The sequence below is a fragment of the Chryseobacterium sp. 3008163 genome, assembly GCF_003669035.1.
Taxonomy (GTDB): domain Bacteria; phylum Bacteroidota; class Bacteroidia; order Flavobacteriales; family Weeksellaceae; genus Chryseobacterium.
On the sequence record NZ_CP033070.1, the window covers coordinates 1083405 to 1105422 of the forward strand.

At 33.6% G+C, this 22018-nt stretch carries 20 protein-coding genes; 3 read left to right on the forward strand and 17 right to left on the reverse strand.

Translation table 11 applies throughout. From position 1 onward, the window contains the following. Positions 1-2: 2 nt before the first annotated feature. The 9 genes from EAG08_RS04775 to EAG08_RS04815 all read right to left on the reverse strand — a co-directional run bounded on the left by EAG08_RS04775 (position 3) and on the right by EAG08_RS04815 (position 12250). The gene (locus EAG08_RS04775; RefSeq protein ID WP_129534465.1) at positions 3-2066 is read right to left on the reverse strand and encodes a DUF262 domain-containing protein; all 2064 of its coding nucleotides are present in this window, start codon (positions 2064-2066) and stop codon (positions 3-5) included. Next, positions 2047-3387, reverse strand: a complete 1341-nt coding sequence (locus EAG08_RS04780) for a DUF262 domain-containing protein (RefSeq protein WP_262696802.1) — start codon at positions 3385-3387, stop codon at positions 2047-2049. The genes EAG08_RS04775 and EAG08_RS04780 overlap by 20 nt, the downstream gene beginning before the upstream one ends. A 186-nt stretch (positions 3388-3573) precedes the next feature. Further along, positions 3574-4143, reverse strand: coding sequence for a hypothetical protein (locus EAG08_RS04785; protein WP_129534467.1), 570 nt, complete (start codon positions 4141-4143; stop codon positions 3574-3576). 9 nt (positions 4144-4152) lie between these two features. Further along, entirely contained in the window at positions 4153-4998 is an 846-nt protein-coding gene (locus tag EAG08_RS04790; RefSeq protein WP_129534468.1) for an HNH endonuclease, read from the reverse strand. Positions 4999-5027: 29 nt separating this feature from the next. Next, on the reverse strand, positions 5028-6902 hold the full coding sequence (locus tag EAG08_RS04795; RefSeq protein ID WP_129534469.1) for a restriction endonuclease subunit S: 1875 nt from the start codon (positions 6900-6902) through the stop codon (positions 5028-5030). Beyond that, positions 6899-8497, reverse strand: coding sequence for a type I restriction-modification system subunit M (locus EAG08_RS04800; RefSeq protein WP_129534470.1), 1599 nt, complete (start codon positions 8495-8497; stop codon positions 6899-6901). Before EAG08_RS04800 ends, EAG08_RS04795 begins: the two co-directional genes overlap by 4 nt. 551 nt (positions 8498-9048) lie before the next feature. Then, complete coding sequence (locus EAG08_RS04805) at positions 9049-9993, reverse strand: aldo/keto reductase (RefSeq protein WP_129534471.1); 945 nt, start codon at positions 9991-9993, stop codon at positions 9049-9051. A gap of 312 nt (positions 9994-10305) precedes the next feature. Beyond that, positions 10306-10707: a response regulator gene (locus tag EAG08_RS04810; protein WP_129534472.1), complete on the reverse strand. Its 402-nt coding sequence runs from the start codon at positions 10705-10707 to the stop codon at positions 10306-10308. After that, the gene (locus EAG08_RS04815) at positions 10697-12250 is read right to left on the reverse strand and encodes a PAS domain-containing sensor histidine kinase (RefSeq protein ID WP_228446772.1); all 1554 of its coding nucleotides are present in this window, start codon (positions 12248-12250) and stop codon (positions 10697-10699) included. Before EAG08_RS04815 ends, EAG08_RS04810 begins: the two co-directional genes overlap by 11 nt. Before the next feature lie 176 nt (positions 12251-12426). Between EAG08_RS04815 and EAG08_RS04820 the strand changes: the two genes are divergently transcribed. Then, entirely contained in the window at positions 12427-12768 is a 342-nt protein-coding gene (locus tag EAG08_RS04820; RefSeq protein ID WP_129534473.1) for a nuclear transport factor 2 family protein, read from the forward strand. Positions 12769-12846: 78 nt separating this feature from the next. On the opposite strand, the gene EAG08_RS04825 is transcribed toward EAG08_RS04820, so the two are convergent. The 3 genes from EAG08_RS04825 to EAG08_RS04835 all read right to left on the reverse strand — a co-directional run bounded on the left by EAG08_RS04825 (position 12847) and on the right by EAG08_RS04835 (position 14632). Next, positions 12847-13041 carry a cold-shock protein gene (locus EAG08_RS04825; RefSeq protein WP_047445827.1) on the reverse strand — a complete coding sequence of 65 codons (195 nt, stop codon included), beginning with the start codon at positions 13039-13041 and terminating at the stop codon, positions 12847-12849. 119 nt (positions 13042-13160) lie between these two features. Further along, positions 13161-13754, reverse strand: coding sequence for a DEAD/DEAH box helicase (locus tag EAG08_RS04830; RefSeq protein WP_129534474.1), 594 nt, complete (start codon positions 13752-13754; stop codon positions 13161-13163). A gap of 317 nt (positions 13755-14071) precedes the next feature. Beyond that, entirely contained in the window at positions 14072-14632 is a 561-nt protein-coding gene (locus tag EAG08_RS04835; protein WP_228446773.1) for a helix-turn-helix domain-containing protein, read from the reverse strand. 272 nt (positions 14633-14904) lie between these two features. On the opposite strand from EAG08_RS04835, the gene EAG08_RS04840 reads away from it, so the two are divergent. Further along, entirely contained in the window at positions 14905-15852 is a 948-nt protein-coding gene (locus tag EAG08_RS04840) for a beta-1,6-N-acetylglucosaminyltransferase (protein ID WP_129534475.1), read from the forward strand. Positions 15853-15927: 75 nt separating this feature from the next. Here the strand turns inward: EAG08_RS04840 and EAG08_RS04845 are convergent, their stop codons facing one another. From EAG08_RS04845 to EAG08_RS04855, 3 genes are all read right to left on the reverse strand, one after another. After that, positions 15928-17439 carry an acyl-CoA dehydrogenase family protein gene (locus tag EAG08_RS04845; RefSeq protein ID WP_129534476.1) on the reverse strand — a complete coding sequence of 504 codons (1512 nt, stop codon included), beginning with the start codon at positions 17437-17439 and terminating at the stop codon, positions 15928-15930. Positions 17440-17730: 291 nt separating this feature from the next. Continuing rightward, positions 17731-17991, reverse strand: a complete 261-nt coding sequence (locus EAG08_RS04850; protein WP_129534477.1) for a SemiSWEET transporter — start codon at positions 17989-17991, stop codon at positions 17731-17733. Positions 17992-18065: 74 nt separating this feature from the next. Beyond that, the gene (locus EAG08_RS04855) at positions 18066-18392 is read right to left on the reverse strand and encodes a hypothetical protein (protein WP_129534478.1); all 327 of its coding nucleotides are present in this window, start codon (positions 18390-18392) and stop codon (positions 18066-18068) included. A 141-nt stretch (positions 18393-18533) separates the two neighbouring features. Here EAG08_RS04855 and EAG08_RS04860 point away from each other — a divergent pair, with 141 nt between their 5' ends. Beyond that, positions 18534-19142 carry a ferritin-like domain-containing protein gene (locus EAG08_RS04860; RefSeq protein ID WP_129534479.1) on the forward strand — a complete coding sequence of 203 codons (609 nt, stop codon included), beginning with the start codon at positions 18534-18536 and terminating at the stop codon, positions 19140-19142. Positions 19143-19240: 98 nt separating this feature from the next. Here the strand turns inward: EAG08_RS04860 and EAG08_RS04865 are convergent, their stop codons facing one another. Continuing rightward, the gene (locus EAG08_RS04865; RefSeq protein WP_129534480.1) at positions 19241-19702 is read right to left on the reverse strand and encodes a CinA family protein; all 462 of its coding nucleotides are present in this window, start codon (positions 19700-19702) and stop codon (positions 19241-19243) included. 170 nt (positions 19703-19872) lie between these two features. Beyond that, positions 19873-22017 (reverse strand): catalase, encoded by a 2145-nt coding sequence (locus EAG08_RS04870; RefSeq protein ID WP_129534481.1) that lies wholly within the window; start codon positions 22015-22017, stop codon positions 19873-19875. Position 22018: the final 1 nt, after the last annotated feature.

The window sequence follows — 22018 nt, forward strand, 5'->3', positions numbered from 1 at the left end:
GATTAATAATTTAAATCGTTAATAAAGTATTTTATAATTTCATTTCGATGCTGGGAAGCTTTCTTCCAATCCCAAAATTCACTTTTAAATATTAGGTCTGACTTTAATGAATCTACATTTGGTTTAGAAATAAACTGAGCTCGCTTTTCAGCATAGGGCTTATTGCTATATTCAGAATTCATACCTGGAGATAAAAGCACTAAATTACCAAAATCATCTTTGAATGGGTACCTTTGGACTTCTTCAAATCCACTTAATGAATTAAACTCATTATTTAATTGTTCTTCCTCGTCTTCATCTATAAAAATAATATGTTTATTTTCTTCTTTCTGGTTCTGCGGAAAGATGTGTTCTACTGAATTTTTTGCAGTCATTCTATAATTTTCCCACTTTGCTTGATCAATATTATGTTGGTTCAAATTGCTTTTATTTTTCCATAAAATGTATTCTGTTTTATAGAATAAATAATGCGGAAATTGAACACCTTGAGGTTTTCTCAATTCATTTTCTACAAAAACAATGTTGCCTTTTAGATCATTAAAATCAACAAACATCATTGAATAACTCATAGTGCGTAAATCTTCTCTGGGGTTACAAAACATTGCATTATCCAAACGCTCTAAATAGGTTAGGTTTATATCAACTTTTTTATTTTCTAGCAAAAAGTTTAAAAATGGTGTTAACCAATAGTGTGTAATCAACTGTTGCGAATGATAAAGCATACTTTGCAACAATGCAAATTGATCACTACCAATTGGTTTTTTTCTTTGAAATGCAGTTTTACTTTGATACAAACGTTGAATAATTTGCTGTTCTGATTTGCGATCACTATCTTCTTCAACTACCCATTTAATTACAAATCGATCAAACTTTTCACGAACTTCCCATAAAAGTTTGAAGTAGTTAGACACATCTTGCTCATTTTGAAGATATTTTTCGTTCTTTTTAAAAATTGATATTAGTTCTTTACCATTTACTTCTACACTCTCATTTGCATCGATTACATTTTTATATCGTTTTTGATAGATACGTAGAGTATGAAGTAACAGCATCGGAAAAGATATTACACTTCTCACTTTAGCGGATTCATAAAGCTCATCTTTGTTAGTATCATACTTTAACTCCTTCTCTTCCTCATCAGTAATTTCTTTGCCTATGATTGTACTTAATCTAAAATCTACTTTGTTCGTAGTATTAACCTTTAAAACATCTAAAATATTTGCTGGCAAATCAACCTTCTTCTCATCTTCTTCTGTATCTGAAAATAGTTGTTTCCATTGAAGACCAGCTACATCTTTTATGTTTTTCTCTAAGTAATTATCCATCATAGAGCAAGCATCCCATATTTGAGCATATCTGTTTCGAAGTGAAACTTCGCTAATAATGTACTTCAGTAGATTTGATTTTAAAATCTCGTGTTGTTGTAGCTGTACTCCACGATTATTCATCGCTTCAAAAACTTTGTTTTCATCTGTATTTTCTGGCATTTCTGTGATTACAAAAAATACCTTTTTATAAATAAAGCTGGCAAAATCAATTATATCCGATTTTTTGATTTTACAGTTCTCGTTTTTGAAATAATTATTAATTGTCGAAACTGCAATTCTCAAAGGTTTCAATTCCTTTTCTTCTTGTTCAGTATATATTTTAGAATTGTCTATATCTGAAAAATAAATGTTTGCAAAATCACGTACAGAAAATGAAATACGCGGTATAGATTCTTGCTTGTCTTTATAAAAAACAAAATTTCCCAAATCATATCCCAAACATTGGCTTATAAGCCATAATGTTGTAAAACGTTGTTGCCCATCAATCAGATCGTATTTGGTGGTTGATAAGATTTCATTACTATTGTTTTTAGTAATCATTATACCTCCTAAATAATATTGATTTTCATTCTTCATAAATGAATTTACCAAATCGTCAAGTAAGGTATTTATTTGGTCTGTTCCCCAAACATACAAGCGCTGATAAATAGGAATATTGAAAATAAAACTAGAATTTACAATGTTACTTAATGTGCTGTCTTCTGAAGAAATGGGAAGTTTACTTTTTAAGTCGCTCATAAATCCATCGTTTTTTATTGGTTAATTCTTGCTCAATCTCTAAATTTTGATTCTTATAAAAGACTAAATTGTCTTTTCTGTATTGATTCCTTACACCATTTTCTGCTCCATAATCTTTAACCTCTTTACCGTAGAAATAATTAATATTACTGCCATTGATATTGAGCTTCCTGATAAATTCAAATATCTCTTCAGGGCGGTACGCTAATTCTATAACATCAAAAAAGTTTTGATTTGAATCTCTTAAAATTTTCACCGGTGTTTGCGCCACAATTGTTGCCTGATTTACTCGTAAGCTTCCCAAAAGAAAATCTAACCACAGTGCAAATTCAAAAACTTTCTCTTCCTTGAATTTGTCATAGTAAATAACAACAGCCAATTTAAAGAAAGACTTGAAATAACTATTAAAGCTTTGAACTAAAGTATTTAATACTTCTATGACCTCTGGCACTTCCTTTTTATCAAATAACAATTCATATAGTGAATAATATTTTTCTGCATAAAGAAAGAAACCAATACCCTTTTGTATAGGTTGTCTTAAAGCAAATGGATACAAAGCAGGCGACAATTGCATACTCAAAGGATTGAGTTGCATCAATATTCCTTTTTTAGCATCGTAAATCAAGCTGGATGCAAAGCGATTGTTTACATTGGAATACAATTTTAGCTGGTCGTTGTTATCCTCTTTATAGGTGTCTTTTTGAAAATTTTTAAGAATTAAATCTTTATTTTCAAACTGTATATTTTTTCCTTTCCAATTTCTGGAACGCCATAGAGTCTGCGAGAACAGTTCATCCAAAAATTGATTAGCATTATTACTGTCCCATTGTTTTACAAATTTGGTTTGTATATCAATTTTATCTTTTAATTCACGCAAATGATAAGATTTTAAAAAATCTACTGCTCCCAAACTTACTCCTCTATTATTTTGACTATCAAAAAAAGTAAATGCATCGTCCTCAGAATTGGTAATGATTATTGTAAATATAAGTTTTTCAAAAATAGAAGAAATGAAATCTTTAATTTTCACAAGTGATTCAGAACGCCTTAAATAACTGTAATTAATTTTTATGTTAGCCGATGAAAGCAATGAATTATAGTTCAAATCCCATTTATTCTGATTCAAATAAGAGTTAGAATCATTTATGAATTGGTCAATAAGTAACAATGTTGTAATCCTTTGTTGACCATCTATTACGTCAAACTTTGTTTTATTTTTATAAAAAAGAACAGCTCCCATATAATAAAAAGGAGCATCTTCCTTATACTTTTCCTCAGTAGAAAAAAAATGTTCATACCAATCCAATAAAAGTTGCTCCACTTTTTCATCATTCCAAACATAAGGTCTTTGATAATCTGGCAACCCGACAGTACCAAGTGGATTTTCAAAAAATCATTAACCTTTTGAGTGTAAACACTTAATTCTTTTGTTGGCAAAACCGTTACTAAGTCACTTACTGAACAATCACTTTCACAATTCATAACGTGATTTTATTTTTTTTATATCTTATTTTTCCCAATTCTTAACTCTAAAAATCCTTTCATCAGGAGACTTGGTAACAAACTCAAAAGCCTCATCATTCACCAAAATATATTTTAACTTTTCTCTGTTATCTTCTTTATTCCATTTAGAGATTGTATTTCTAAGTTTTACATTCAAAAAAGAAGGTGCAACATTAAAAGCTTCTCCTTCAAAATCTTCATTTTCTAAATGGATGGTAAAATCTCCTTTACCCTTTTCGTGCAAGATTCCCAATCTTAAAGTGAAACGTGCATTTTCTAATAATGGATTATTTTGAACTAACTGAATAATTCCATTAATAATGACCAAATCAGAAGCGATGCGATTAGCTGCTTCAAAAATTGTGATATTTTCATAAGGTCCTATTTTTTGAGGATTGTTGATATCTTTTCTCTTCAGATAATGAATCATTTCAAAATAAGCTCCCGTACCTGGCGGCTTGGGAAAAGGATTATCAGTCAAAAAACTAAAATACCTTTCTTTAAAAATCTGTAGAGTTTGATAATCAATATTGATTAATTCAGCTGATCCAAATAAATAAGTTACCTTTTTCATTTTAGTTACTTACTCATTTAAAAAAACAGGATAATTACCCTCTGTCGGCAACTTAATTTTCTCACCGTTATATTTCCAATACTCAGAATTTATTAAAGAAGAATGCACTTCAATCTTATAATCTGCAGAAATATTAATTAGTCTTTTTCCATCAGTATAAATATCAAACAAATCGTGAATATCCGATCTCAGTAAAATTCCATTGCTTACAACACTTGTATGAATACCATCGTATGGTTGAATATGAGCAGCTTCTAATAATTCAATGACTTTACTTCTAGAGACTGCACAAGTATAATCATAAGCAACCAAAAGTTCTTTTCTGAACTTCGATTGGCGTAAACGCTTTTTTACTTTCTGATAAGTGTATTGTAACTCATCTTCATTTTGATTATTTATTATTTCTTGGTTTACAATTAGTTGTGTAGAAGAATTCCTAAACAACTCATTCCAATCATTTTCATCTAAATCAGACGTTATTAGTAAGCGTTTGTGAATTGAGCCATTGGGTGTTTCCGGATTGACCTTACCTTTTTCCCTGATCTCATCATTTGCATTAGACATAAATCTATCCAAGTCGATTGTTTTAAAATCAAATTCAGTCTGATCTTCAAATCTGATTTTTCGATATTCATTGTTCGGATAACTGTTAGCAGCTGTTGGTGTTGCAGCAACATAAATGGTAACCTTACGAGCATTAATTGCTTTTAATTTACCTAAAATATCTCTGAATAAAATTGTATGATCAGGATATTTACCGCCTCCACCTGCTTTAAGTACGAGTCCCTCAAAGCCTGTAACTTTATCAATTTCAAATGATAATTTCGCTACATAATTTGTAATAATTTCATTCATAGGTATTAGTTTTTAGTTTTTTTTAATTATTACCCATACTCCAACACACCCCTTAAAAACCCGATCGCTCTCTCCACATTCGCATCACTAAAAATCGTTCGTTCCAACTTTGCCTCCCATTCCTTTTCAGATTTAATAATGTCCAAAACATTGCTGGAAGTAAACTCAAGATTCTTTTTAGAAAGCTCCAACAAACTGTTATCAACTGTTGCTAAAAGTTCTAACTCATCATTAGATTTGAATTTAAACTCCGCAGTCAACCAATCTAAATTTGAGATTTGCCAATAGTTGGAAAAATATGTTTTAGCATCTTCTATTTTTTCGGCAGATACAAAACCAGTCAATTTATTATCGCTTTTCCAGTTTTGAATGTATTTGTTGTTTATAGCAATCTTTTCAGGACCGCCGTATTTTGTTTTTGGATTGTAAGGACCTGCGGCTTTTCTCAGATAATCCTGAATTTTATTGTCTGAATATCTGTGAAAGAGATAAGAAAGCTTGGTATATCTTTTTCTGCCCAAAGGGAATTTTTCGCTACCAAATCTTTCAGTTAAACAAGCAATTAGAACTGCTTCTTTAAATTCTTTGGAAGCTTCTTTTTTAGGTTGTTCTAAAGGAATTATTTTAGTCTCAGTTGGTTTTGTTTCTAAACTTTCCACAAGCTGTGCAGAGCTTCCCGAAACATCTATCATCCCCATCATCAACCTTGGCAACAAAATATCACGTGCCTCGCTTAAGCGCTGGTTTTGAGTATTTAAATTATTAATTGATTTATAGATAGAATTACAATACTCATTAAATTTTGAAATTAACTCGATAGTAGGGAAAATGTCGTCATAATTACGAATGTATCCGAGACTGATAAACTTTTGGGTTGAACCTGAAGCTTCACCTAAAATTTTATTCTTTGTGTTCTCATTGAATAAATATGTGTAGATAAAATATTCGAAATTCTTTTTTGGTCTAAAAACAATCATATTTTTACAACTGTATTCAAAATCTTCATAAACCATTGATAGATTTCCAATTGTCCCAATGTTTGAATACATTATATCATTTTTTACAAGACCGCTTCTTTTTTTAATCTTGAAATGATCTTCTTCTGAAATGTTGTAGGCAGTTTCAAAATCTACCTTCCCTTTTTGTAAATGTTTTCCTGTAATTAATTTAAATCCAGACTCTGTCTGTTTTGGAGAGTCGTGAGTTCCATCAAAAATTTTTTCACATAAATCCCCCAACTTTAGTTTCTCCCAACCTTCCGGCAAACCATTCTCATCGAAAACCGCAGTTTCATAACTCGGGAAACGCATCCGCACAAACCATTCTTCGTAGGTTTGTTGTGCCATTTCTTCCAAAAGTTTTATACGTTTTAGGTTGTTCTCTATCAAATCATCATAACCTGATAAAATGCTGGCGATTTTGCGCTGGGTTTCAGTTGGTGGGAGATTTATAACTATTTTTTTTAAGCCTTCAATTGTCAAAGCTTTTTGAGAAGATCCAATCAAAATTGAGTCTAGCTTTGCTTTTCCGTTATTGCTGGAAATAAAATAATATAAATATTTAGAATCTAGAATTTTGGAATTACCACAATGTAGCCATATCAAATTACCATCTTTAAAATAAAATTTTCTCTTATCAACAATGAACGGTATACCAATGGTTCCCACCGACGTTAATATTATATCGTTTTCATTGGGTATTCCATATTTATCTTTAATGATTTCATATTTCTCATTTGTAATGAACAATTCGTTAGAAATATCCTCACCTTTATAATTTTCAATAATTTCCTTTGACCTATAAAAGGGAATACCTTTATCAACATAATCTGATAAATAAATTCTTTTACTTGAACCAATTTTAAATAACTCTCCTAGCTTCACATCTTTCCAACCTTCCCTCATAATTTATAAGCTTGAATTTGATTCATCAATTGGTTGGCTTCGGTATTCAGTTCGGCTAATTCGCTGTGCAATTCCTGCATTCGGGTTTTGTAATCAAAATCCATATCAATGTCGATGTTTACGCCTACATATCGTCCCGGTGTAAGGCTGTAATCCTGTTCTGCCACTTCTTCCAAATTTACCACTTTGCACAAACCTTCTACATCACGATAAGTTCCATCAGGGAAATGTTCATTAAACCAAGCATTGTCTTTCGCAACATTCGGTTTTTCGCCACGGTAAAGCGCCATTATTGCAGTTAAACCTTCCAACTGCTCATCAGAGAAATCATTGATAGTGGTGCTTACTTTTCGGTAGACATTTCGCGCATCAATCATCAGAATTTTATCTTTATTCTCTTTCGGTTTTCCTTTATCAAAAAACCAAAGATGACAAGGTAAACTTCGGGTATAGAAAAAATTATTGCTTACCGAAACAATACAATCTACATTGCCGGTTTTTATCAACTCTTCACGAATTCTTTTCTCGGCATTTCCTGCATCCGTCGCAGAAGAAGCCATAACAAATCCTGCACGACCCATCGGATTGAGGTAAGACATAAAATACTGAATCCAAAGGTAATTGGCATTTCCAATGGTTCCTTTTCCGGTCAAAGGTGCACCAAAAGGCAAACGTTTGTCTTCTGCCAAAAACTTATTTTTCGCATCTACTTTATCTACATTAAACGGAGGATTGGCCATCAGGAAATCGCACTTTCCATATAGTTCGTGCGGATCGGAATAAAAGGAATTGTTATTGGCAATCTTTCCTTCAATCCCGTGAATGGCTAAGTTCATTTTCGCCAAACGCGTGTTGTTGCTTTTGTATTCGGTACCATAAACCTTTACGGCTTGGTTCACACTTTTGTTTTGGGTGTTTTTAATAAAATGTGCGGTTTGCACGAACATTCCGCCCGATCCACACGCAGGATCGTGAATAATCCCGTGATCTGGCTGAATGAAATTCACAATGAGTTGCACCAAAGACGGCGGCGTAAAAAATTCCCCACCTTCCTGCGCACCTGCTCCCATCATCGAGAGTTTCATCAAAAAATATTCGTACACTCTACCGAACACATCGCCTTTTGCATTGCGCACCGAATCGCTGTTGAAAATACGAATCAAATTTGCTAAGAGGTTATTATCAGAATCATCTTCGGGCGTGAGTTCCTGATAATTTTTAGGTAAAATACCCGCTAAATCTTCATACTCCGTTTCAATCAGTTTCATCGCCGTGTTGATGGCTTCCGCTAAATCTTCGCTTTCGGGCAGACTTGCTAAATAACTGTATTGGGCTTTTTCAGGCAATTGCATAGCGCCAGCTTGAGCAAAATCATCTTTCGTAGCTTCACGTCTTTGTTTCGTTCTTGGATTGATGGGTAAAGTTTCCGCCAAATGTTCTTTGGCTTCTTCATATTTATTTTCAGCAAAGCGGAGTAAAATTAATCCCAATAAAGGATCTTTGTATTCCGCAGCTGTCAGTTTTGAGTTGGCTCTTAATTCGTCTGCAGCTTCCCACAGTTCTATTTCGAGTTGTTTGATACTTTTTTGAGTCATTCTAATTTATTGAAAACCAAACAAATATTCTTTTTAGAAAGTTTTGCTTAGAATTTATAAAAATATATCAATTTATTCAAGTTAAGAAGACTTAACCAATGATTCTTTGCATTTTTTTGAAATCAATTCCAATATTTTTTATCCATTAATAAAATCCCTGACCAACCCCAAAAGTTCCTCTTCACTCATCACCGCAATACTCAAAGCATAAATCTTTTCCATCTTTTAAGGTCCGGCTCCGGAATCACTGTTTGCTTGAATCACTCGCAAAAAAACCGACTGGTTTTTGATCATTTTTTTATATTTCTTCGGGTCTTCTCCCACTCTCCTTCGGGTCTTCTTCTGAAAATGATTCTTTTTTCCGAAGAAGACCCGAAGAAATATCAAAAAGCAGTAAGCTTTTAATTAAAAGATGATCATTAGCTATAATAAAAAAATCCGGCTCACGAATAAGCACGGATTCTATTAATTGATCATAAAAAAAGAAATTACAGTTTGGCACTTGTAGAACTTCAGTACCGGGATCTTTATTACAAAAAAGTTTAAAACATTTATTGACTCATTTTATTTAAAAGTTCAATATCATCTGAGCTTAATTTTAATTCAGGTGCCTGAAATAAAGTTTTCAATTGAGATTCACTTGTTGCGCTTACAATAGGTGCAGTCACCAAAGGATTTGCCAACAGCCAGGCTAATGCTACAGATGCTTGGGTAGTCTCATGCTTTTCACTCATCTGGTCTAAAGCTTTCAATACTTCAAGGCCTTTTTTATCCAGATATTTTCTGACCCCTTCTCCCCTTGTACTTTTCGCTAAATCATCTTCTGTACGGTATTTTCCCGTTAAAAATCCTGCTGCCAAAGACCAATAAGTGAAGACGCTTACATCATATTCCTTTACCAAATCTGCATACTCGGTTTCAAATTTTTCTCTTTCCAGCAAATTGTAGTGAGGCTGCAATGCAACATATTTGGGAAGATTATTTTTCTTTGCAGCTTCAAAAGATGCCTTTAATCTTTCAGGAGAAAGATTAGACGCTGCGATATATCTTACTTTTCCGGCTTTAATGATTTCATCATAAGCTTCCAAGGTTTCTTCAACCGGAGTTTTGTTATCGTCAAAGTGTGTATAATACAAATCGATATGATCTGTCTGAAGTCTTGCTAAAGATTCGTCTACCGATTTTAAAATATGCTTTTTACTGATATCAAAACCATGTTCTTTAGTTTCTGAACCTACTTTTGTAGCAATTATCAAATCATTTCGGTTTCCGCGCTGCTTCAGCCATTTGCCGATAATTTCTTCTGACTGTCCGCCTTTTCCGTTGACCCACCATGAGTAGGTATCTGCAGTATCAATGAAATTGAAACCTCCGCCCACAAATTGGTCTAAGATGTCAAATGACTGTTTTTCATCTAATGTCCAGCCAAAAACATTTCCTCCAAAATTAATCGGAGCTACTTCTAAATCTGTATTTTTAATTTTTCTCTTTTGCATGCGCTTGTTTTAATATTTTATTTTTCAAACTCAAATTTACGAACGATAAAAAAGCTTAGGCCAAGGTTTCAGCTTAAAATTTAATTAGTGATGATAGAGAGAATAAATATTTTCAGGGAGATTTAATTAAATTCTGAATTCTAATAATTGTGCCGCGCCTTTTGCGCTCTTAGCTTTACTATTGATTTTTGAAATACAACATTTTGCTCCTCCGGAGCTTAGAATATCAATCATTCCTGCGCCAAACAGAAAAACCTTCTCATTTCAAGAAAAGGTCTTACAAGTTTATAATTATTTAAATAAAATTTAAGTTTATACGATCAAATCAAGCTTTGTATCAACCTCATCCGAGTAAGGCAACAATCCTCTGATTTTAGCAATCAAATCATCCATATCAAAAGGTTTCGGAACGAAATCTGTAGCCCCTGCATTTCCTGCAATACTGCTTCCGTCAACACTTGCAGAAAGTACAATCACTGGTAAATGTTCAAATTCTTCTGTTGCCCTGATGGCTTTCAGAACCTGATCTCCTGATAAAACAGGCATCCAAAGATCTAATAAAAGCAGATCGGGAAGTTCAGTTTTTATTTCTTTAATCAGATTTGTACTGTTGATTTCAGTGAAAACATCATACCCTTCAGACTCCAGCAACATTTGCAGAACATCCAATATTCCTTGGTCATCGTCACAGACCATTATTTTCTTATTGTCCATTGTTTTCATCTTTCATGATTGGTAATGTAAAGCTAAAAGTTGATCCTTTACCTATTTCACTTTCTACCCACAGCGTTCCTTTGTGATTGGCAATAATTTCGTGAGAAATATAAAGACCAATTCCTAAACCGGGAAATTTTTTCTGAATATCTCTAGCCCTGAAGAATCTCTCAAAAATTTTGGCTTTGTCCTGCGGACTAATTCCCATTCCGTAATCAGTGACTGATATTTTAACAAAATCTCCAACTTTATTTAAATAAATCTCAATTTTATCAGAACCCGGAGAATATTTAATCGCATTGGAAATTAAATTATTAATCACTTGCGAAATTTGCAGTTCGTCACCAAGAATTACAGCTTCGGTATTGCCAGACAAGATAATCTTATAATCAGGAGTTGCCAAAGACAAATTTTCTACTGTATCCCGAATCGTTTTATTAAGATCAAAGGGTTCATTGTGCAGCTCTATATTTCCTGACTGTATTTTTGAGGTATCTAAAAGTTCTGTAATCAAATTATTGAGCCTATCTACATAAGTTCCCACTTTATCAAGTGTCGATATGTATTTGTCGGATGAACCTTCAGGCGGCATTCTTTGAAGAAGCTGTACAAGACCTTTAATAGTTGTTAAAGGAGTCTTTAGTTCATGGCTTGCGATAGAAAGAAAGTCGTCTTTGCGGCGATCTGTTTCTCTTTTTTCTGTAATATCTTCGATGGCGATTAGAATTCTGTCTTTATACTGACCTTCAAACTCTATTCGATAGGCATTCAGCAGCATAATCTTTTTACCAATATGCGGAAAATCGTGCTCTACTTCAAAATCAATAACAGGATTGTTGGTCGGTAATATCTTTAATAGAAGCTCTCTAAGCGGATCGATATCCCATTGATGGTTTCCCAACTCAAACAATAATGCTCCTACAGTATCTTCTGAAGTCACTTTAAAGGTATGTAAAAAGTGACTGTTAGCACTTAGAACCGTATATTTTGCATCTAAAACCAATAAGCTTTCTCTCACCGTCTGGATAATACTTGAAAGAAATATTTCATTATCAACCAGCTCTTTTGTTCTGTCCATAATTTTTCTTTCTACCGAAGCTTTTTCTTCCCTCAGTTCATGCTCAGCTTTTTTACGGTCGGTAATATCATTTTGAACTCCTATGAAATGAGTAATTTCATCTTTTTCATTTCTAACTGGGGACACAAACAACTCATTCCAGAATAATTTACCGTTTTTTCTGTAGTTTCTGATTTCAACTCTGCATTCCTTTCCGTTTTTTATAGCTTCTTTCAACTCATTTCTTTCAGACTGCATTCTGTCTTGTAATTGCAGAAACCGACAGTTGTGACCAATGATTTCGTTATGTTTATAACCGCTAATCGTTTCAAATGCTTTATTGCAATAGATAATCGGATTATCTGGTTGCATATTGTCAGTAATGATAATACCCGAGTTGGCAGAATTGAGTGCTTTAAGATAAAGATCAAGATGAGTCCCTGAGTTACTCCGATGATCGGGGCGGGCGTTATGTGATGTTTCCAATTCTTAGCTATTTTATTAACACTATTTCACAAAATAAGAAGACAAAATATTCATCATTCTTATGTTGCTGATACTTTCGTAAACCAAATACTATGCCCATAGCATAAAAGATTTTCAAAATTTCAAATTGCTTTAATTTAAATGATTCTTAAATTGCTTTTAATAATCTTCAAATCATGAATAATAAAGAAATACTGCAAAAAGCCAATTCGCTAATTACAGAAGGTGATTACGAAGGATTTTTATCATTCTGCACAGAAGATACAAAGTGGACTTTCGTAGGTGATCAGATTCTCAACGGTAAAAATGAAGTTCGTGAATACATGAAAAAAGCTTACGCAGAACCTCCAAAATTCATGGTTGACCATTTGATTGCTGAGAACGATTTTGTAACTGCTGTCGGAAAAATAAGCATAAAAAACAGAGATGGAGAAACAGTAGAATATTTTTACTGTGACGTCTGGAAATTTAAAAACAATAAAATGGATGAACTGACTGCTTTCGTTATTGAAAATTAAAATCAGAAACCTTTTACAATTTAAGCATAAAAAAAGCTGCCTCTTGCGAAGCAGCTTTTCTTTTACGATATATATCGATTATGCAAGTCTTACGTTAACTGCATTTAATCCTTTTTCGCTTTTTTCTACGTCGAAAACTACTTTATCATTCTCACGAATCATTTTAGTGTTCAATCCTGAAGAATGTACAAAAATGTCTTGTCCTCCTTCTGCTGGAGAAATAAATCCGAAACCTTTTGTTTCGTTAAAAAATTTTACTGTGCCTTGTTGCATTGTATTGGTATTAAAAATTGTTTTATTATTGGGTGTCTAATTCTGGATTAAACTTTTTATTTTATTATTTCAAGAAACAGCTGAATAGACGGTTGTTTTCTTAATCTGCACTCCTCCATCTATAATCTTGTCTGCGAAGGTAGTGACTTCTGGCGAGATAATCGATGAAAAAGAATATTTTGTCGTTTTATCGGAAGTTTACTGATCAATTTTTTAAGCTCATTGCTTTTATCTTTCAATAAAATCTCGATATCATCTATAATCAGAACTTCTATCTTCGAAAGGCTGATGTGCCTCTGATCATCAAGTTCCATTAATTTTTCAGGAGTCGCAATCAATACATCTAATCTTCTTCTCAACGAAGATAATTGCGTTCCGTTTGAAATCCCTTCATACACAGAAAGCTGTGATAATGGTAAATATTTGGTATAAATTTCAAAATTTTTCTCAATCTCTAACACCGTTTCTTTAGTAGGCGTCAGAACCAAAACCCTCGTGTCATTATGATCCGGATTGTTCTTTTTCAGTGCCTGTAGAACCGGCATTGTAAAAGAAGTCATCCTTTCTGTTCCGCGGGGAATAACACATAAAACATCTTTACCATTTAAGATTTGCGGAATAATTCTAGTCTGCAATTCGGTAGGCTTCGGACATCCTGCTTCTGTAGCGGCACGAACGATGGGATTGATTAAGTTTAAATTCTTAAAACTCATAGTATTTGCTTGCCGAGTTGCGGCTCTCCTTTGTCAAAATAACGTTCGGAAACTTTATTAATGGTCTTTTGGGGAATTATAATTTTGGGGAACTCAATATAGAAACTGGAATTTCTTTTCGAAGAATATTTTCTGGATAAACTTTATAACTGAGTTACTTTAATATATAACTCTGATGTGCTGTAATTACTTTCAACTTCTTCCATTTTATTTGAAGAACAGTCTTATGGTATTTATTTCACAGTACAAAGATGGGTCAATAATGAGATGAAAAGGTTACATAAATAAATATTAAACTTACATAAATCACACATTATTTATAAGTCTTCAAGATTCTTTAGTCTTTTTTGCTTTAAACTTTTATAGAAAGATGGCGCCAGACCGGTAATCTTTTTAAACTGATAAGAAAGATGCGCAACACTGCTGTAATTGAGTTTATAGGCAATTTCTGTAAGGTTCAGTTCGTTATATAACAGCAATTCTTTTACCTTTTCAATCTTATTGATGATGATAAAATGCTGTATCGTGTAACCATTCACTTCAGAAAATATATTAGACAGATAAGTGTAATCGTAACCCAGTTTTTCGCTTAAGTATTCTGAGTAGTTTTCTTTTGGCTGTTCATCGGCATTATGAACCATTTCTGTAATTGTATTTTTAATTTTTTCAATTAAAATACTTTTCTTGTCGTCTAAAAGTTCAAGTCCAAGATGCTCTAATTTTATTCTGAAAACTTCCAGCTGCTCATTCGTAATTCCATCGGGAATATCAACGGTACCAAGGTTTACAACAGCATTCTTTAAGCCCAGCTGCTCAATTTCTTGCTGCACCATCATTTTACATCGCAGACTGACCATATATTTTATGTAAATCCTCATACATTTTAGTAATTTCCGGCAATCTGAATAAATTTTTCACACAATTAAAACGATGACCAAAATGATTAGGTAAGTTACATTAATTAAATAAAATATTGATTGAAAATATTTAAAACATTCTTTGAAAGGAATCATTTATTTTAAACAAACGCTGTACAATTATTTAAAAATCAAATATTTACAAATAAATCAAATTTCTTACAGAAAGTATGCCTATCTTTAGTATCAAGTTGTTTGCTTGATACTTGGTAAATGACTTTAACCGTAAAGTCATGCGCACAACTTTTCACCAACCTCAGTCGCAGCCAAAACCTTTGGTTCGTGCTCCCTCTTCATCGGTGCGGATTGCCTATTTTATTATGGTTCACGATGAGCCTGAGCAATTCATCAGAATGTTTAGAAAAATCTATACTAGAGATCAGTTTTACCTCATCCATATCGACAGAAAAGCAAATGAGGAAGTAACAGAGATGATTCAGGGATTTTTAATTCAATATCCAAACGCTTATATTTTAGAAAGCATGAATATTACCTCGGGCGGTTTTAATATGGTTCAAATTGAGCTCAATGCTATGGAATTTTTGTTAAACGTCAGCAATGAATGGGAATATTTCATCAATCTGAGTGGTGAAGATTATCCTTTAAAGTCTCAGACAATCATCCGGAAATTTCTGACTGCCCAAAAAGGTAAAAATTATCTCTTTTATTATGATCAAAAATTTTACAGACCCGATACGCTAAAACGTATTCAAAATCATTTCACAGAACTGGCATTTCGTATCTCATCTTTTATTTACAAAAGGGAATTTATGAAAGATGTCATCCCATTTATTGGTGGAAAATGGATGATTTTAACGAGGGATACATGTTCTTTTCTGTGCAATAGCGAAAAAGTAATGGCTTTTAAAGATTATTATCTGCATACGTTACTTCCTGCGGAATCTTTCTTTCAAACTGTGCTGATGAATACACCTTTTCATTCTGTTATTGTGAATGATGACAAACGAGCCATTATAGACATTAATGCATTGAACATCAATGATATTGCTTCAGTTTTTGAAAATTATTTAAAATCAAATAATCATCTTTTTATAAGAAAACTGAATTATACAAATCATCAGGATTTGCTGAAATATATCGATGAAAATTTCCATTCTGCTTTGCCGGAAATCAATGATGTAGACAAAGAACTTAGAAACAATTTAGGTCAAAATAACTAATTTGTATTAAATTTTAAATTAAAAAAAAACTCCCCAAATAAATTTGAGGAGAAGTATATTTAAAATATTTTTAGATTAAACTAAAGACATCCAATTGCTGTTTTCTGAGTAATCATCCAACGGCTTCAAATCCTGATGATGATTCATTGATGCAAGAAGTGTAACAATATCTTGTCTTGTCATCTCCACAGCATTATCAACCAATTTTTGGTTAAATCCTGCGTTGCTCAATTCCAAAAGGTCATTCACAGTGATGATTCTTGCCACTACTTTACCAAGATCAATCATTTTTCTTTGAGAAATTGCTGTATTGATGGTGAAATCTAAATTTTGAGTGTATAATTTAGCAGCATTTTCACTTAAAACATTTTGCTGAAGATACTCACCTACATTTTCCAGTTTCTTTTTCTTCATATCTTTCAAAATCCCTTCTGAAATCTGCGTGTACAGCATTTCATTAGAACCTTCAAAAATCTGGAACGGACGGCTGTCCATAATTCCTCTTCCCCCGATGTGGCTGATTCTGTAGCCTTTTCCACCTGAAAGCTGTACCAAAATCTGTGCAGCTTCCTGCATCATATCGGTAACCAAAGCCTTCATAGAATTCGCATGAACACCTTCTGATGAAAGGTTGTGATCAATTCCGCTGATCTTAGAACTTTTTGCGCACATTGCAGAACACAATGTGAAAAATGACTCTAATCTTGTCAGCTGATACTGCACCTGATCTAATGCATAAAGATTTGAATTTCCTACAATTCTGGTTCTTGTATGACTTAAAGCTTCATCAAGCATTCTTTTCAGGAAGCCCATTCCCATTCCCGGGAACTGAAATCTGCTTCTGTGAAGAATATCAAGCATCATTTTAAGACCTGTAGATTCAGGAATCAATTTGTTGGCTTGAGGAACTTTTATGTCAATTTTATTAAGACCGTAAGGAATCATGTATAATCCTGGATTATCATAATATTCCAAAACCTCAATATTTTGTTCAGGTTGATGAGTGTCTGCGATGAAGAAATCAACATCTCTCGATAAATTTCCTTCTGCATTGGCACTTCTTGAGGTAATCAGCCAATAATTAGCCAAACCTGTAAGACCTTGCCAGTGTTTTGTACCTTTTACTTCGTAAGAATCTCCTTTCAACTCGTTTTGAGTCTTCATATTTAAGGCATCACTTCCAAAGTCCGGCTCTGTGATCATCAAACCACCCATTGCACCGTAATCTAAGAAATGTTTAAAGATATTTTCTTTAATCGATTCATTTCCGTATTTGGCTAACGGCTCAAGAAAAAGAGCGATGTTGATCCCAAAAGTTAATGATAAAGGAAGAGACTCATAAGAAGCGGCAGATAAAATCCCCAAACACTCTTTCACTTTCAATCCGCGACCTCCGAATTCAGTGGGAACAGCAACCGAAAGCGGCTTGAGATTCATGATTTCTTTCCATACACTTGGCGGAAGACCTCTTGAAAGACTTAGCTGGTCGATGTTTTCTCTCTGAAAAAGATGATGGAGTGAAGTTTTAAAATGATCAAGAAATTCAGGGTAATTTTCCCCGGATAACTTGTTTGAAGATTCAGTCATACAAAATAAAAAATATGTGCCGTATGCCATTGATACAGCGGGATTACATAATGAAGCGAATGGCGCAGTTTAAACTCTAAATCTGTTGCTTCATAAAATATGCGACTAAGATACAAATTTTCGGTCACCAAATAAACTACAAGTTCAAAAATTGATGTATTATTAACGTAACATTATGATTTTTGCACAAATCCTAATAATTAACTGATATTTATCAGGAATATTTAACCAAAATTAGATTAATTAGAATAATTCTTTCTATTGGGTAATAAAGTTGTCAAGATAATATTTTTAAGATTTTTTTCTAAATAACAGATAGCAAATAAACAAAGTTAAATTCACCAACACTGCAAAAGCATTTGATAGAATAATAGGTAATTCATCCTGAATAAATCCGTACCAAACCCACAGAGAGAGCCCGCAGATTAAGACCAAAATCATAACCCAAGATAAATCTTCGACGTTTTTTTCTTTGATAACTTTAATCAACTGCGGAATCATGGCAATTGAAGTGAGAAATCCTGCTACTATCCCTAAAATATTTACATCCATAATCTAAGTATACTGAGTTAAACAGTAAGCGGCTATGACCTCAATCACAACCGCTTATTTTTATTTTAAATAATTTAGCGATGCCTCTTCCCTCTTTGATGATAATCAACATTTTGAGGTTTCGCCTGATAATTTTTTGAAAGCTTATCATCATGCAAATGATTAAAAGCATTGTTTGAATGAGGTTCATTTTCAAATTCTAAAGTATCGAAATGCACAACTTTACCATTTCTATAAGCTTTACCTTCTGAATTACGATAAATTTGATTTTCCTTGTAGGTAGTTCCGTCTGGTGCAGTAAAAGTTTTTACTTTTCGACTCAGTTTCTTTCTTCTTTGATTAAGGAGAATTGCCGTACCCCCGGCAATTAATGCCAGAGCTATTTTTACTTTATTATTCATGTGATTTGTTTGAGATTGATTAAACAAAACACTTGCCATTAAAACTGACACAAAGCTTTTCTTTATTTATATCATTTAATTTTTTTTTGGTCTTAAAATTGAATAATAAAACACAATATAAAATCACTAAAACAAAACAATATGGCAACTAAAACAGCAACAGTTAAAAAAACTACAGCTCCCAAGAAAACTGTAGCACCAAAAAAACCGACTGCTTCAAAAAGCACAGCATCAAAATCTTCTAAAACACCAGCTAAAAAAGATGCTTCTGCAGATTTAAGAGAATTCTTTGAAGACGCATTGAAAGATATCTATTGGGCAGAAAAAGCCTTGACAAAAGCACTTCCGAAAATGGAGAAAAATGCAACGCATCCGGATTTGAAAAATGCAATTTCTTCACATTTAGCTGAAACGAAAGTTCATGTAATGAGATTAGAAGAATGCTTCAAGTCTTTAGGATTAAAACCGGAAGCCAAAAAATGCGACGCGATGCAAGGATTATTAGATGAAGGAAATGGCATCATGGAAGAGACAAAAGCTGGCGCAATTCGTGATGTAGGAATCATTGCTGCTTCTCAAAAAGTAGAACATTATGAGATTGCGACCTACGGAAGTCTTGCTGCTTATGCGAAAGTTTTAAAAGAGAAAAAATGCTTAAGCAACTTTTTAGCAACCTTAAAAGAAGAAAAAAATTGCGATAAATTATTGTCAACGATTGCAGACACAGCGCTGAACAGCAAGGCAAAATAATTTTTCAAAATCAATATTAAGTCAAAAAGAAATTCCTCAATTTATATTGAGGAATTTCTTTATTGATATAGCTTCAAAAAACATTGAGAGCTTTTATATTAATTATTTAAAATAAGCAAATTATTCAATTCACTTTTGAAGCAGCCTAAAATAAATTCCGCATAATACAGTTGCGCATTCAAAGCTTGGGTTTTTGGATGAAGCTCTAGTTTTTTTGATACTATAATTTCACCTTTGTAAGCAATTGTATAATGTGCGTAAACACTGTACGTCGAATGTCTGACAGGAGTGCAATATCCTGTTGTTGCAATTGACCAATCGCTTTCGAATAATTTCGCAACATTCAGCGCCATTGTGTCCGCTATATTTTCTGATACGCAATCACTGTTTTCAGCTTCCCGCTTGTCTACGTTTAAAAGTCTCACTTTTTCCGCTAAAGTAAATGCTGTCATTCCACCTTTATAAAACATTGATGCATTGGGCATCTGTGAAAAAGCCAATTGAAGCATTCCGGAGGTTACACTTTCGGCGACAGCAACTGTTTCGCCGGCTGTCATCATACATTCACTGATGTATTCTAATATTTTTTTTGAAATTCCATAATAGTAAAATTTTAGTTTGATTAAATTTTAGCACCTGCAATCTCATGTTCATGTAAGAAAAATGAAGAACGAAAAACTGCTGCTTTCATAAATATATTGGCTTGGCTGTAATGAGAATCTATCTATTTCTATGCCATAGAGTTACGCTCTTTCTCAAGATCCCAAACTCTGTGTTTGGCAATTGCTGAAATAAATTTCTCATCAGAATCACCTCCTGAAGTATTGATGATTGCTGGATCTTCATGTTTTTTGGCGCTGATTCTGGTTGCATTGTATATTTCGTCAGTATCTTTCCCAAAATAGATTGCCTTGCAATGTTTGTACGCTTCGTTCATGAATTCTGTAACAATTGGTTTTCTTTCCGGATGCATCAATTCTTTGGCAGATTTTTCACCTGAACAGATGTATAAAGCATCGAAAGATACACTTGCTGTACTTGTAATCGAATGTTTTGGTTCAAATTTACTTCCGTCATCAGCTTTCACCGGTGCCACACTTGGTGCAATGATCTGAACAACCGCTCCTTCACTTTCCAATTTACTTTTTAAAGATTTTACAGCCTGAGTATTTACTCCGTCTGCCATGATGAAACCAATCACACGACTTTCGATTGTATCTTTCACTGTATTTTTCATGCTTAGAGCTTTCGAACTTTTAGTCTCAGGTTCTCTTTCTTCGCTTTGTAAACTTGCGGCATCTGCATCTGCAGGAATGCTTTGATTAGGCATATCTAATTTCTTAACTTTAACACCTACTTTTTCGGCAACATTTGAAGCAAGCTCAGCATCAATAAAAGCCAATTGCCCTACTACCCTTTCTCTGATTTCTAAGATGGTCACTTTTGACAATTCAAATATCAAGGCATTCTGAAGGTGAGTTTTTTCCGGTGCTGACTGACTGTTTAAAAACATTTTTGCCTGAGAATAATGATCAACAAAACTGTCGCTTCTTGCTCTTATTTTATGACCGTCTACCCTTTCGTTATTTGATGTAAATCCGCCATCTTTCATCATTGCCTGAAAAGGACATCCTCCACCAATAGAATTGGGCTCATAACTTACTTTCCCTTTTACGATCTGCTGTCTCATGTGACCATCACGCTGATTGTTGTGAACTGTATTGATCGATCTATTGATCGGAATTTCGTGAAAATTAGGTGAGCCCAATCTTGATAACTGTGTATCTGTGTAAGAAAACAATCTTCCCTGTAAAAGCGGATCATTAGAGAAATCAATTCCCGGAACCAAATGCCCTGGGTGGAATGCCACCTGCTCTGTTTCTGCAAAAAAGTTATCAGGGTTTCTGTTTAAAGTTAAAGTTCCGACAAGCTGAACAGGAACCAATTCTTCAGGAACTAATTTTGTAGGATCAAGAAGATCAAAATCAAAATCGTGCTCATTTTCTTCAGGAATGATTTGTACTCCAAAATCCCATTCAGGAAAAGCACCATTTTCAATAGATTCCCAAAGATCTCTTCTATGAAAATCCGGGTCTGTACCTGAAATCTTCTGTGCTTCACTCCATGCAACAGAATGCACACCTAATTTAGGTTTGAAATGAAATTTAACGAAATGAACAGAACCTTCACTATTGATAAATTTAAATGAATGCACCCCGAAACCTTCCATCATTCTGTAGCTTCTTGGGATGGCACGATCGCTCATTGCCCACATAATCATGTGCATACTTTCGGGCATTAATGATATAAAATCCCAAAATGTATCGTGCGCTGAGGCAGCCTGCGGAATAGCATTATCAGGTTCTGGTTTTACCGCATGTACCAAGTCCGGAAATTTCATCGCATCCTGAATAAAGAATACAGGAATATTATTTCCTACCAAATCATAATTTCCTTCTTCGGTATAGAATTTTACCGCAAAACCTCTTACGTCTCTTGCTAAATCTGTACTTCCTGCGCTTCCCGCAACGGTAGAAAACCTTACGAAAACAGGTGTTTCTTTATCAACATCATTTAAAAATTTAGCTTTAGTGTATTTGGCTAAACTTTTATTCAGTTTAAAAACCCCATGAGCACCAGAACCTCTTGCATGAACAATTCTTTCTGGAATTCTCTCGTGATCGAAATGCGTAATTTTTTCTCTTAAAATAAAATCTTCCAACAAAGTTGCACCCCTTTGATCAGTCTTCAGTGAATCCTGATTGTTGTTGACTTTTAATCCCTGATTGGTTGTCAGTTTCGTATCCTGATTATCTGTTGTGTGATCATGAAGCTGATTCAGCTTTTCATTTGGTTTAAAGTCTTTATTGTCCATA